Here is a 12,787-nt window from a genome sequence, read left to right on the forward strand (position 1 = left end):
TGAGCAGCGATGGGCTGGAGCCGATGACGGCGGCAAAGACAGCGGCGGGCTGGTCGAAGCCCTTCTGCCGGGACCACGCGGGCGGCCGAGGCCCGCGGCGTCAGAACGTGCCGCGCACGCCGACGCCGAACATCCGCGGCTCGGTCATGCTCGCCTCGATGCCGCCGATGCCGCGGTTCTGCTGCATGTAGGTCGCCGCCCGCTCGTCGAAGATGTTCTTGACGTAGCCGTACAGCTGCACCCCGTCATTGATCTTGTAGTTCACCCGCGCATCGGCGATCGTCCAGGGCTTGACCTTGTAGGATGGGGTGTTCGCGATGTCCGAATAGTATCCGTCCAGATAACGAACCTCGCCGGACACGTTGAGCCTGTCGGTGACGTCCCAGCTCGCCCCGACGTTGAACATGTAGCCCGGCGACTTGGCGAACTCGTTGCCGTCATAGTTCACGTTGCTGGTGATCTTGTCGATCTCGGTCCGCAGCACACCGAGGCCGGCCTTCAGCGCCAGATTGTCGAGGATCCGATAGTCGAGCCCGAGCTCGAGCCCATAGGAGTGGGCCTTTTCGGCATTGATCGTATAGGACTGGACGACGCCCGTGGAGAGCACCACGGGTATGTAGTATTGCGGGTCCGTGAAATCCATGACGAACACGTTGCCGTTCAGCGACAACCGGTTGTCGATCAGGTTCAGGCGCGTGAACAACTCGTAGTCCCAGAGCGTCTCCTTCTTGAACGGGACCCAGCGGCCGGCGGTGATGTTGAGCGAGACGCCGCCCGGGTTGTAGCCGCGGCTGACCATGGCACCCACGGTCCAGTCCGGCGTCACCGCATAGGCGAGCGAGACCTTCGGCAGCGGCTCGGAGAAGGTCTTGTCGAAATCCACGGGCTGGCGGGTGTAGACCGACGTGCCCAGCCGCTCGATCTGGTCCTGCTGGTAGCGCAGCCCGCCGGTCAGCGTCCATCGCTCGGTCGGCTTCCAGCTCACCTCGCCGAAGACGCCGAGACTGCGCTTGGTGTCGTCGAAGGCGGAGAGGCCGCTGAGGTACAGCTTCTCGTTGGTCTTGGTATGCGCGTAATAGAGGCCGGCAAAGCCGCTCAAGACGTCGTTCGGGTTGCCGAAGGTGACCCGTGATTCGTTGGAGATGTTCTTCTGCTCGATGTCCGCATCGCCGTTGTTGACGAGGCCGGTGATGCGCTGGACATTCGAGGCGGAGTACTGCGTCTGGTTGAAGGCCTTGATGCCGTTGCCGAAATCGTAGCTGAGATCGAGGATGCCGGTATCGGTGGTCTGGTTCCAGGTCGGCATCGTCGTGGTGATGTGCTTGAGCCGGTGGAACGGCCGGGACGCCGCCTCCTGGGACGGGCGGTTGCTGCCGTTGTGCGCATAGGTGAGCTTCGCCTCGAAGCCGGGAAGCGCGGCCGGCCGCCACAGCAGCTTGGCGCGGCCGTTGAACAGGCGGAACTTCTGGTCGGTATCCCCGTGCTGGAAGTTGGGGTTGACGTAGTCGATGAAGGTGTCGCGGCCCGAATAGTCCAGGGCGACCCGCGCCGCCAGCTCATCCTGGATGAGCGGGCCCGAGAGCGCGAACGAGGCGCGCCGCGTGTTGTAGCTGCCGAATTCCGTCTGGTAGGCGCCCTCAGGCGTGAAGGTCGGGTCCTTGGTGTTGACGATGATCGCGCCGGCAATGGCGTTGGCGCCCTGCGAGGTCGTCTGCGGCCCGCGAAAGACCTCGATGCTCTTGACGTCCCAGGCCGAGGTTCCGCCGAAGTAGAACTCGTTGTAATTCAGGTAATGACCGTCGACGTTGATGGTGGCGCGCGGCACCGTGCCGGCGAAGAACGCCGTCGCCCCCGTATTGGGCCCCTGCGCGTCCTGGCCACGGATGACGGGCATGCCGACCGTATCCGTGAAGACCACGTTCGGCGTGCCGGCGATCACCTGCGAGACCGTGGAGTCGCCGGTCTTCTCCCGCGTGATCTCCTGGCCCGTGATGACCGAGACGGACGACGCCGTGTGCATCAGATCGCGTTCGACCTTCTCGCCGGTGACCGAGATCGTGTCGAGGGTAACGGTGCTGCCCTCGTCCGGGCGGGCCGGTGCGTCCTGCCCGAAGGCCGGCGCCGCCGCGAACACCGACAGGATCGACAGCGTGCTGACACCGCGCAGCAGCGACGCGACAAGTTTCAAAGGCATGAGCCCCCCATTGTCCACGAAGGATCGCTGGCTAGGGCTGGCCATGGCTTGCGAGGTGATGAGTTGTCCCACAATGCATAGCGCATTCTGCATGTCAACATGACATGCCTCAACTTGGAACCGGTCGAAATCTGCGGCCGCCCCCAGCTCGCTGCCGGTTGAGGCGGCCCGGCCGACCCGCGGGACATGCGGCGGCCATGGCCTTTCGAGCTCGATTGATCTCGGCCTCTCACCGCCGTAACGTCGCCGGCGGCCCTCGACGGCGGCACGCCCGGCAGGTACCGACACCTCTCCCGCCTCAACCGCGGCAAGGCTGCCACGGTGATCCCTTCCGCCTCTTCAGCTCCCTCGCCGATGGACCCAGGACTGCGACAGTGAAGCCAGACAAGCCTGGTGACGACGGCGACGGCACGAGCAAGCGCTCCGCGACGATCCAGTCGGTCTCGATCGCCGCCCGCTTCCTCGAGGTTCTGGCCGGGGCGGAAGGCCCGATGGTGCTGGGCGAGATCGCCCGGCGCGGCCGCACCGGCACGTCGACCGCCCATCGCTACATGCAGAGCCTGGTGCGGGAGCGGCTCGTGGTGCAGGACCCCATGACCGGGCGCTATGACCTCGGGCCGGCGGCGCTGAGCATCGGCATCCGCGCCCTGCGGCGGATCGATCCCGTGGAGGTCGCCGCGCGGCTGATGAAGTCGCTCGCCTCGCGCATCGCGGCGAGCTGCGGCGTCGCGATCTGGACCGAGCGCGGCCCCACCATCGTCCGCTGGTACCGCAGCACCGATTTCTCGATCAGCACGGTGGCGCTCGGCGACGTCCTGCCCCTCAACAACACCGCCTGCGGGCTGGTCTTCCAGGCCCATCTGCCGCGCGAGAGCATCGCCGCCGCACGCAAGCTGCAGCCGCCGTCCTTCCGTGGCGCCGCCCCGGCCGCCGAGACGCTGGAGGCCGTCCGGCAGGCCTCCGGGGCAGAGCTGAACGAGCATCTGTTTTCCCTGCTCACCGGCAAGGCAGCACCCGTCTTCAACGTCCAGAACGAGATCGCCTGCGTCGTGACCACCGTCTCCTTCATCGAGACGGCGGAGGCCGAGGGCCACCGCGCCGCCCTGTTCGAGGCGGCGAAGCAGGCCACCCTGGAATCGGGAGGCACCTGAGGGCGAGCCCGTCATCCCGCCTCACCGGATACGCAGGTGCGCGCGCAGGGTGGAGCCCTCGTAGGCCCTGCGGAACAGGCCCCGGTCGGCCAGCGCCGGCACCAGCTCGTCGAGGAACAGGCGCAGCGACTCCAACGAGCCGCCGGGCAGCGCGATGAAGCCGTCCATGGCGCCCGCCTCGAACCACGTGACGATGTCGCCGAGGACGTCCTCGACGGTGCCGACGGACACCCAGTGCGCGGAGCCGACGACCTCCGGCCGCGCCAGCAGCTCCTCCACGGTCGGACTGTGGTTCTCGATGAAGCGGCGCAGCAGGTCGGCGTGGGTGCGGCTGCGGACCGGCCGGTCGCGCACCGGCAGCAGATCGGGCGTTACCGGGCTGCCGGCCGGCAGATGGCCGATGTCCAGCCCGAGGATGTCCTTCACCGCCTCGCAACGGTGCTCCCGCGTCAGGTGGGCATGGGCCCGCCTGTGCATGGCCCACGCCTCGGCGCGCGTCTTCGCCAGGAAGAAATAGAGCCCCGGCAGAACGCGCACCGCGTCCGCCGGGCGCCCGTGCCGTTCGGCGCGGCGTCTCAGGTCGGCGCGCAGCTCGATGCCGGCGGCCATGTCCGGCGTCGAGGCGAAGGTGGCGTCCGCCACCGATGCGGCGAACTCGCGCCCGATGTCGGAGGCGCCCGCCTGGAACAGCGGCGGCGGCCCGGCCGCGTGCTCCGGCACGTTGAGCGGGCCCCGGATGCTGAGGAACTCGCCGACGTGGTCGATCGGGACGCCGCCCGCCGCGCCGGTCAGCGCCGCATGGGGATAGCTGCGCCAGAGCCGGCGCACGACGTCGGTGAACTCGGCGGCCCTGCGGTAGCGGACATCCGGCGGCGGCATCGGCGCATCGCCAAAGTTCTCGGCGCCCTCGATCGAGGTGACGATGTTCCAGCCGGCCCGCCCCTGGCTGACCCAGTGCAGGGACTGGATCTGGCGCGCCACCACATAGGGCGGGTTGAAGGTGGTGGAGGCGGTGGTGACGAGGCCGATCCGCTCCGTCTCGCGCGCGATCGCGGCGAGCATGACCGTCAGGTCGAGGCCGACGTAGGCGGTGGACGTGGCGCCCCTGCCGCGGCGCATCACGAGGATGTCCGGCTTGAAGACGAAATCGAGCTTCGCCGCCTCCGCCGCCTTGGCCAGCTCCGCATAGAAGCCCGCCGGATCCTGCGTCTGCGCCCGCACCTCGCCGGGCTCCGGCTCGCGCCCGAGCAGCCATGTCTCCGTGAGGCACAAGCCGATGTGGAGCTGCCGGCCGGAGGTCATGTCGCGTGCCTCTCGCGGTGCGGCCGAGCGACGGCATCGGACCCGTCCGGCCGCCGGCCGGGCGAAGGCGATAACGGCGACGGCACGGCCTGCCGGCCCCTGGGCACGATCAGCGGCGCGCCGGTGACAGGGTCGGCAATGATGACGGACGGCAGGCCGAAGACCGCCTCGACCAGATGGGTGGTGACGACCGCCTCCGGCCGGCCCTCGGCGACGATGGCGCCGTCCCGCATGGCGATCAGGTGGGAGGCGTAGCGGCACGCATGGTTGAGGTCGTGCAGCACCGCGACGACGGTGCGGCCCTGCCGGTTGAGATCGGCGAGAAGCTCGAGCAGGTCGATCTGGTGGGCGATGTCGAGGAAGGTCGTCGGCTCGTCGAGCAGCAGGATCGGCGTGTCCTGCGCCAGCACCATGGCGATCCAGACCCGCTGGCGCTGGCCGCCGGACAGCGCATCCACCGGCCGGTCGGCGAGCTCCGCCACGCGGGTGTCGGCCATCGCGGCGGCGACGGCCGTCTCGTCCGCCGGAGACCATTGCCGAAAGAAGGACTGGTGCGGATAGCGGCCCCGGGCGACCAGATCGGCCACGGTGATGCCCTCGGGCGCGGTGGCGCTCTGGGGCAGCAGGCCGAGCCGGCGCGCGACCTCCCGGGCCGGGCGCTCGCCGATGCTGCGGCCGTCGAGGACGACCTGTCCCGCGGCCGGCGCCAGCAGCCGCGACAGGGCGCGCAGCAGCGTGGACTTGCCGCAGGCATTGGGGCCGACGATGACGGTGAACGAACCGTCGGCGATCGCCACCGACAGGTTCGCCGAGATCGTCCGCTCGTCGTAGCGGAGCGTCACGGCATCGGCATGCAGGCGATGCGTCATCTGCGGCCCTCCCGCGTCTCGACGGCTGCGGCGCCGGCCGGACCAGCGGGACCGGCTCCGGACCGAACGCGTGGATGCGATGGACCTTCGGATGCGGCGAGATCCGGAATGCCCGGCGACGGACAGCCGGTCCAGCCGGGCCGCCCCCATCCGCCGGGCGCCGGCTCGCGGCAACCGACGGCGGCGATAGCAGAACAGCAGACGTAGATCGAGTCGCACGGGACGAATTGAGACCGATTGTCGCTGTGATCGATCCACATATCGACATGACTACTTTTGATCTGTTCCAATTCTACAGTATGCAAGGTCGATTTCCACAATTAATGCCTTATAATACATGCCACGGCAGCGCGATCGTGTAGGATCGTCCGCATTGCTGCCGGGCGCCGCGCGGCTTGCCGGACTCGCCGCGGGGGGCCCTCGGAGTTCCCGCGCGCCACCTCATGCATATTGCATTGCGGGATGCAATCCGTAAGGTGGAACGAAACGCTTCGGTTCGCCGGGCGATCCCCGCGCCTCGCCGACGCCCCGCGCGGCGCGCATGCCGCTGCCGTCGACCCCTGACGGCAGGCCGATTCCAGGAGACGAACCCATGCCGCTCACGGGCAGCGAGAGCGTCGACGACCCGCGGGACCTGCTCCGTCAGCACGACCACATGCGCGGCATGGAGCGCATCGAAATGGTGGTGGAGGCGATGGCGCACCCGTTCCCGTCGGTGACCCGCGTCACCGGCCGGATCGCGCCCTCCGACCCGGCCGCGTGGCGGCGCCCCAACCTCGCGGTCCGGCTCGAAGTCGAGAGCCCCGCGGGCGAGCGTCCGGTGTCGCGGGTCTATACCGTGCGGTCGTTCGACGAGGGCCGCAGCCTGATCGACATCGACTTCGTCATGCATCCCGACGACAGCCCCGCCATGCGCTGGCTCCGCGGCACGCGCGTCGGGGCCGCCACGTGGCTGACCGGCCCCCGGGCGCATTTCGTGCCCCACTATGCCGCGGGCCGGCCGGTGGCGGTGTTCGCCGACGAGACGGCGATCCCCGCGGTCTACGCCATCCTCCGCCGGTGGCAGGCGGGGACGCCGGGCGTCGTCCATGTCGAAACCGCCGACGCCGCCGCATGTGCGGAGCTGCCGCGGGTTGCCGGCGTCGAGCACCGCCTGTGGCTGCGCGGGCCCGACGAGGCGCCGGGCACCACGGGGCGGCTGCTGGCGGCGGCGCAGTCGCTCCCCGCCCCCGGCACCTGGACCGTGTGGGCGGCCGGAGAGCGGCGCGAGGTCCGCGCCATCCGGGCCTGCTTCGAGGAGCACGGCCTCGACAAGGAGGACGTGCGTGTCTTCGGCTACTGGCGGCGAGGCGTCAGCAGCTCGGAGATCGATCGCGCGCGTCTGCGGCGCTACGAGGACGTGCGTGCGCAGGGCGGCGGGCTGGGACGGTTCGAGGAGTCCGATGGGCCCGTCTGACCACCCGCGGAACTCGGAGCGGCGCCGCCGCCTCGCCGGATGCGCCCTGGCTCTGGCGGCCGCGGTTGCGACACTCGTGCTGGATGCCCGGATCGCCATTGCCGGGGACGCCGGCTGGCCCCGCACGATCCGCCATGCGGCCGGCGAGCTGACGCTGGCATCGAAACCCCGGCGCGTCGTCTCGACCAGCCCCAGCCTCACCGGCATCCTGCTGGCCATCGGCGCGCCGGTCACGGCGAGCGCTGCGGCCACCCCCACCGTGCTGACGGACCGGAAAGGGTTCTTCACCCAATGGGCTGACGTCGCCGACCAGCGCGGCGTCAAGGTTCTCTACCGCAATCTCAAGTTCGACCTGGAGGCGGTGATCGGCGTCGGTCCGGACCTCGTGGTCGTCTCCGCCACCGGTGCGGACAGCGCCCTTCCGCACTACGCCGAGCTGACGGCGCAGGGCATCGCGACCATCGTCGTCAACTATTCCAACCAGAGCTGGCAGGACATCGCCACGGTGCTCGGCAAGGCCACGGGCCTGGAGGACGGCGCCGCCGCCGCGATCGGGCGCTTCGATGCCTATGCGGCCGAGGCGGCCGCAGCCATCACGCCACCCGCCGGCCCGGTCAGCATCGTCGGCTACGATATCGGCGGCACCTATTCGGTCGGCCGGCCGGGAAGCCCGCAGGGCCAGCTGCTCACCGCCCTCGGCTTCAAGGTGGCGGGGCTGCCGACGGCCCTGCGCCCGGACGTGACGCGCGCCTCGGATTTCGAGTTCATCTCGCGTGAAAACCTTTCGGCCGCCATCGCGGGCGAAACTGTCTTCCTGCTGCGCGGCACGGACGCCGACGTGCAGGCGTTTCTGGCCGAGCCGGTCCTGGCCAATCTTCCGGCCGTGGTGAACCGGAGGGTGTACCCGCTGGGCCCGACCTCGTTCCGCATCGACTATTACTCCGGGCGCCAGCTGATCGAGACCGTGGCCAGAGCCTTCCGCAAGCCATGACCGAGCATGCCCCGGGCGCAGTGCCCGAACCGTCCGGGCGGTCGCGGCGGCGGCGGCGCGTCTGGGGGCTGATCGCCGGCGCCGTGGCGCTCGGCCTCGCCGCCCTCGTCAGCCTCGCCGTCGGCTCCCGGCCCATTCCGCTGGCGACGACGATCGATGCCCTCAGCGCCTACGACGCCCACGACGACCGCCATCTGATCATCCGCCAGTTGCGGGTGCCCCGCACCGTCGTCGCCGTCCTGGCGGGGCTGGCGCTCGGGGTCGCGGGCGCCGTCATGCAGGCGGTGACGCGCAACCCGCTCGCCGAGCCGGGCCTGCTCGGCATCAACGCCGGGGCGGCGGCCGCCGTGGTCGTCGGGATCGTCGCCATCGGCACCGCCTCCATGGCGCAGTACGTCTGGTTCGCGGTCCTGGGCGCGGGGCTCGCGGGCATGGCGGTCTTCGTCCTCGGTCAGGCCCACGAGACGGGCGTCAATCCCGTGCGCCTCGTGCTGGCGGGAGCCGGCGTATCGGTGATGCTCGCGTCGATCACGAGCATCGTGGTCCTCAACGCGCCGCCGGCGGTCTTCGACGCCTTCCGCCACTGGGCGGCGGGCTCCGTCGAGGGGCGCGGGATGGACGTCGCCGCCGTGCTCGCCGTGTCCGTCGGGGCCGGGCTGGCGATGGCCTTGCCGATCGCCGGCAACCTCAATGCCATGGCGCTGGGCGCGGACCTCGGGCAGGCGCTCGGCGTCAACGTCCGCCTGTCCTGGCTGCTCGCCTGCCTATCGGTCATGGTGCTGGCGGGCGCGGCCACCGCGGCGGCGGGCCCGATCGGTTTCGTCGGCCTGGTCGCTCCCCATGTCGCCCGGCTGCTGGTCGGTCCGGACTACCGCTGGATCCTGCCCGCCTCGGCGCTGCTGGCCGCGCTCCTGCTGCTCGGCGCCGACATCCTCGGCCGGGTCATCGCCGCGCCCTCGGAGGTCGCCGCCGGCATCGTCGCCGCACTGATCGGCGGCCCGTTCTTCATCGCCGTGGTGCGCCGGTTCCGGTTGCTGAAGCTATGACCGCCAGCGCGCGGGCCGTTCTCCGGCTCGGCCCCTTCTCACTCCTGTGGCGGCCGCGGGTCGTCCTCGTGTGCGGTGCGCTGGCGCTCGCCGGCGCGGCCCTGGCGATCCTGCTGCTGGGCACGGGAACCCTGCCGTTCACGCCGGCGGAGGTGGCAGGGAGCCTGCTCGGCATCGGCGACAACCCGATGGCGGACCGCGTCATCCTCCGCATCCGGCTGCCACGCGTGCTCACGGCGATCTTCGTCGGCGCGTCGCTGGGCATGGCCGGCTCGGTGTTCCAGTCGATCTCGCGCAATGCCCTCGGCTCGCCCGACATCATCGGCTTCACGACCGGCGCGGCCACGGGAGCGATCGTCCAGATCATCCTGTTCAACGCCGGCCCGCTCGAGACCTCGCTCGCCGCGGTGGTCTCGGGCATCGCCACGGCGGTGATCGTCTTCCTGCTGTCGATGAAAGGGGGATCGACCGGCGGCTCCCGGCTGGTGCTGGTGGGCATCGGCGTCGGCGCCGTGCTGTCGGGCATCAACACCGTGCTGCTGGTGATGGGCGATCTCGACCAGGCCGTCTCCGCCCAGCTCTGGCTCGCCGGCTCCCTGGATGCGCGGACCTGGTCTCATGTGGTGCCGACCGCGCTCGGCTTCGCCGCGATCGTGCCGGTCGCCGTCCATCACACCCGGCGCATCGGTCTCATTGAGATGGGCGACGACGCGGCCCGCCAGCTCGGGGTCGCCGTGGAGCGCACGCGGCTGGTCATGGTGATCGCCGCGGTCGGCCTGACCGCCATCGCCACGGCCGCCACCGGCCCGATCGCCTTCGTCGCGCTCGCCGGGCCGCAGCTCGCCCGGCGCCTGACGTCGTCCCCCGACGTGCCGCTGGTATCGGGCGCGCTGATGGGCGCGGTCCTGCTCCTCGCCGCCGATCTGGTCAGCCAGCACGCGCCGCTCCATGTGGGCGTATCGATCGGGCAGACGACCGGCCTGCTGGGCGGCGTCTATCTGCTCTGGCTGCTGGCGCGGAGCCGGACAATCTGAGCTCGGGTAGCACGGTCCGCCCCGCGCGGTCCGGCCGTGGACTCGCGCCGCCGGCGCCGCCTATGCTGCGCCGGTGAAACCCCTGCCGCCCTTCCGTTCCATCGAGGCGTTCGTGGCCGCCGCGCGGGCCGGCAGCCTCACCGCCGCGGCGGCCGAGCTCGGCCTGTCCGTGCCGGCGCTGAGCCGGCGCATCCAGGCGCTGGAGCAGGACCTCGGCCGGCCGCTGCTGCGGCGGCTGCCGCGGGGCGTGGCGCTCACGCCGAGCGGGGCGGCGTATCTCGCCGAAGCGGGCGAGGCCGTCGACCGGCTGCGGGCCGCGACCGACGCCTTGCGCATTCGGCCCGAGCGCCCGCTCGTGCGCGTGAGCCTCATTCCCTCGCTGGCGACGAGCTGGCTGATGCCGCGCCTCATCGGCTTCCGCGCCGCGCACCCGTCGATCGAGGTCGACCTCGAGCCGTCGCAGGACTATGTCGACCTCGACGCCGAGGACTTCGACTTCGCCATCCGGCTCGGCGAGCGGGCCCCTGCCGACGTGCCGTCCGAGCCGCTACTCGCCGTGGACATCTATCCCGTCTGCGCCCCGGCGCTGGCCGCTGCCCTGCGCGCGCCGGCGGACCTCGCCGGCCAGCCCCTGCTCGGCCCCGGCCACCGGCCGGAGTTCTGGCCCGAGTGGGCCTGCGCTCACGGGCTCGACCTCACCGCGATGGCGCCGATCCGCCTGATCGACGGGCTGCTGCTCTACGAGGCCGCCGCCAACGGCATGGGCGTCGCGATGGCGCTCGATCCCATGGTCGAGCCCTACCTCGCCAGCGGCCGGCTGGTGCGCCCCTTCGAGGCATCCGTGCGATCGTCGCGCAGCTTCCGCCTGCTGTCGCGCCGGCTCGGGCGGCCGAGCCGGCCGGCCCGCGCCTTTCGCGCCTGGCTGCTCGCGGAGGCGGCGCGACCGGCGGCGTAAGCGCTCCGTCTTGCAGGTTCTGCAAGGATGCGCGCCGCAAACTCAATCGTGCGCCGCCGCTCGCGCCCCTAAGACCATCCGCCGTCGACGGCATAGGGCGAGGCGGACATGAACCGGGACGATATCTGCTTTTCGGACGCGAGCGAGCTCGCCGCCCTGATCCGGGACAGGCAGCTGTCGCCGCGCGAGGTGGTGGCGGCGCATCTGGCGCGCATCGAGACGGTCAACCCGAAGATCAACGCCATGGTCACCGTGATGGCCGACGCCGCGCTGGCGGCCGCGGCCGCTGCTGAAACGGCGGTGATGAGCGGCGCGACGCTCGGGCCGCTCCATGGCGTGCCCTTCACCATCAAGGATTCGCTCGACACCGCCGACGTGCCGACCCAGCGCGGCTCGCGCCTGTTCGCCGGGCACCTGCCGGCTGCGGATGCGACCAGCGTCGCCCGCTTCAAGGCGGTCGGCGGCATCGCGCTCGCCAAGACCAACCTGCCGGAGTTCTCGCTCTGGTGGGAGACGGACAATGCGCTCACCGGGCGCACCCTCAACCCCTGGAACCTGGAGCGCACGCCCGGCGGCTCGAGCGGCGGCGAGTCCGCCGCCATCGCGGCCGGGCTGTCGCCCATCGGGCTCGGCAGCGACGTCGCCATCTCCGTGCGCGGCCCGGCCCATTTCACCGGCATCGCGGCGCTCAAGGCCACGCACGGGCGTATCCCCTACACCGGCCATTTCCCGGAGGTGTTCGGGCACCTCTGGCACGTCGGGCCGATGGCCCGCAGCGTGCGCGACATCGCGCTCGCCCTCGCCATCCTCGCCGGGCGCGACGGGCAGGACGGCTACGCCATCCATGCCGCGCCCGGCCCGATCGACCTTGCGGCGCCGCCGGGGCCACGGCGCATCGGCCTGATCGTCGCGCCGGGCTTCGGGCCCATCGACCCGGAGGTGGCGGCGGCGGTGGCCGACGCCGCCGGGGCGCTGCGCGAGGCCGGCTGCACGGTGGAGGAGACACGCCTGCCGCTGCTGGAGGCCCGCAGCTATTACGAGGTGATGCTGCCGTTCTACACCGGGCGGCTGATGCCGTGGCTGCGCGAGCTGGCGGCGGGCCGCGAGGCCGAGCTCGGCCCGGTGATGGCGGCCTCGATCCGCCGGCCGCCTCCGCCGCTGGCGGACTACGTGGCAGCCGAGGCGCGGGTGGAGGAGCTGAAGAGCGCCTTCGCCGGCTTCTTCGAGCGCTACGACGCGCTGCTCTGCCCGGTGGTGCCGATCCCGGCCCCGCCGCCAGGCCGCACCGAGCATCTGGTGGCAGGCGTCACGGTGCCGGCCCAGCACGTGATGCGGGCGACGGCGCCGTTCAACCTCACCGGCCTGCCGGCGCTCGCCGTGCCGGTCCGCTTCAGCGCCGATGGGCTGCCGATCGGCGTACAGCTGGTGGGCCGCTGGCTCGACGAAGCGACGATCCTGCGCCTCGGCGCCATCGTCGAAGCGGCAAGCGAGGTGCACGGCCGCCGCCCGCCAGTGTAGAGGCGGGTCGTCCGACGGTGTCACCTCGGGCCTCCGGGGCGCAAGCGGCGCGGGCTGCGGCCGCGAGCCCGCATTTGAAGCCACAACGCAAGCTGTGTGCGACCCCCACCCCTACCCCTCCCCGCCACTTCGTGGGGAGAGGGAGGAGCCTCACTTTGCAAGCGTCGAGAATGACGTGGGGCGGCCAGCCGAACGGCCTCCCCCTTGCGGGGGCTGTCCCGAAAGGGAGGGACTGGTGGGGGTCGGCTTCAACCGCCTCGACGCCGGCAGA

At 71.2% G+C, this 12,787-nt stretch carries 10 protein-coding genes; 7 read left to right on the top strand and 3 right to left on the bottom strand.

Annotation, left to right across the window (positions count from 1 at the left end; genetic code table 11):
• Positions 1-100: 100 nt before the first annotated feature.
• Complete coding sequence (locus ACZ5PO_RS06670) at positions 101-2,194, bottom strand: TonB-dependent receptor (RefSeq protein WP_464191531.1); 2,094 nt, start codon at positions 2,192-2,194, stop codon at positions 101-103.
• Positions 2,195-2,568: 374 nt separating this feature from the next.
• Here ACZ5PO_RS06670 and ACZ5PO_RS06675 point away from each other — a divergent pair, with 374 nt between their 5' ends.
• Positions 2,569-3,345, top strand: coding sequence for an IclR family transcriptional regulator (locus tag ACZ5PO_RS06675; protein ID WP_464191533.1), 777 nt, complete (start codon positions 2,569-2,571; stop codon positions 3,343-3,345).
• Positions 3,346-3,366: 21 nt separating this feature from the next.
• On the opposite strand, the gene ACZ5PO_RS06680 is transcribed toward ACZ5PO_RS06675, so the two are convergent.
• Together ACZ5PO_RS06680 and ACZ5PO_RS06685 are read right to left on the bottom strand one after the other, a co-directional pair.
• On the bottom strand, positions 3,367-4,647 hold the full coding sequence (locus ACZ5PO_RS06680; RefSeq protein ID WP_464191535.1) for an NtaA/DmoA family FMN-dependent monooxygenase: 1,281 nt from the start codon (positions 4,645-4,647) through the stop codon (positions 3,367-3,369).
• The gene (locus ACZ5PO_RS06685) at positions 4,644-5,516 is read right to left on the bottom strand and encodes an ABC transporter ATP-binding protein (RefSeq protein WP_464191537.1); all 873 of its coding nucleotides are present in this window, start codon (positions 5,514-5,516) and stop codon (positions 4,644-4,646) included. Before ACZ5PO_RS06685 ends, ACZ5PO_RS06680 begins: the two co-directional genes overlap by 4 nt.
• Positions 5,517-6,108: 592 nt before the next feature.
• On the opposite strand from ACZ5PO_RS06685, the gene ACZ5PO_RS06690 reads away from it, so the two are divergent.
• From ACZ5PO_RS06690 to ACZ5PO_RS06715, 6 genes are all read left to right on the top strand, one after another.
• Positions 6,109-6,972, top strand: coding sequence for a siderophore-interacting protein (locus ACZ5PO_RS06690; protein ID WP_464191539.1), 864 nt, complete (start codon positions 6,109-6,111; stop codon positions 6,970-6,972).
• Positions 6,959-7,963, top strand: coding sequence for a Fe2+-enterobactin ABC transporter substrate-binding protein (gene fepB / locus ACZ5PO_RS06695; RefSeq protein WP_464191541.1), 1,005 nt, complete (start codon positions 6,959-6,961; stop codon positions 7,961-7,963). Before ACZ5PO_RS06690 ends, fepB begins: the two co-directional genes overlap by 14 nt.
• Positions 7,960-9,009: a FecCD family ABC transporter permease gene (locus ACZ5PO_RS06700; protein WP_464191543.1), complete on the top strand. Its 1,050-nt coding sequence runs from the start codon at positions 7,960-7,962 to the stop codon at positions 9,007-9,009. The genes fepB and ACZ5PO_RS06700 overlap by 4 nt, the downstream gene beginning before the upstream one ends.
• Positions 9,006-10,043: a FecCD family ABC transporter permease gene (locus ACZ5PO_RS06705; RefSeq protein ID WP_464191545.1), complete on the top strand. Its 1,038-nt coding sequence runs from the start codon at positions 9,006-9,008 to the stop codon at positions 10,041-10,043. Before ACZ5PO_RS06700 ends, ACZ5PO_RS06705 begins: the two co-directional genes overlap by 4 nt.
• 73 nt (positions 10,044-10,116) lie before the next feature.
• Positions 10,117-10,998: a LysR substrate-binding domain-containing protein gene (locus ACZ5PO_RS06710; RefSeq protein ID WP_464191547.1), complete on the top strand. Its 882-nt coding sequence runs from the start codon at positions 10,117-10,119 to the stop codon at positions 10,996-10,998.
• A 108-nt stretch (positions 10,999-11,106) separates the two neighbouring features.
• Positions 11,107-12,516: an amidase gene (locus ACZ5PO_RS06715; RefSeq protein WP_464191549.1), complete on the top strand. Its 1,410-nt coding sequence runs from the start codon at positions 11,107-11,109 to the stop codon at positions 12,514-12,516.
• The last annotated feature ends 271 nt before the right edge of the window (positions 12,517-12,787 follow it).

The sequence above is a fragment of the Chelatococcus sp. KU-N122 genome, assembly GCF_055391085.1.

Bases quoted from the DNA above. Each gene is read 5' to 3' on its own strand.
- ACZ5PO_RS06670 (WP_464191531.1), bottom strand. From the start codon at position 2,194: ATGCCTTTGAAACTTGTCGCGTCGCTGCTGCGCGGTGTCAGCACGCTG.
- ACZ5PO_RS06680 (WP_464191535.1), bottom strand. From the start codon at position 4,647: ATGACCTCCGGCCGGCAGCTCCACATCGGCTTGTGCCTCACGGAGACA.
- ACZ5PO_RS06685 (WP_464191537.1), bottom strand. From the start codon at position 5,516: ATGACGCATCGCCTGCATGCCGATGCCGTGACGCTCCGCTACGACGAG.
- ACZ5PO_RS06690 (WP_464191539.1), top strand. From the start codon at position 6,109: ATGCCGCTCACGGGCAGCGAGAGCGTCGACGACCCGCGGGACCTGCTC.
- fepB (WP_464191541.1), top strand. From the start codon at position 6,959: ATGGGCCCGTCTGACCACCCGCGGAACTCGGAGCGGCGCCGCCGCCTC.
- ACZ5PO_RS06700 (WP_464191543.1), top strand. From the start codon at position 7,960: ATGACCGAGCATGCCCCGGGCGCAGTGCCCGAACCGTCCGGGCGGTCG.
- ACZ5PO_RS06705 (WP_464191545.1), top strand. From the start codon at position 9,006: ATGACCGCCAGCGCGCGGGCCGTTCTCCGGCTCGGCCCCTTCTCACTC.
- ACZ5PO_RS06715 (WP_464191549.1), top strand. From the start codon at position 11,107: ATGAACCGGGACGATATCTGCTTTTCGGACGCGAGCGAGCTCGCCGCC.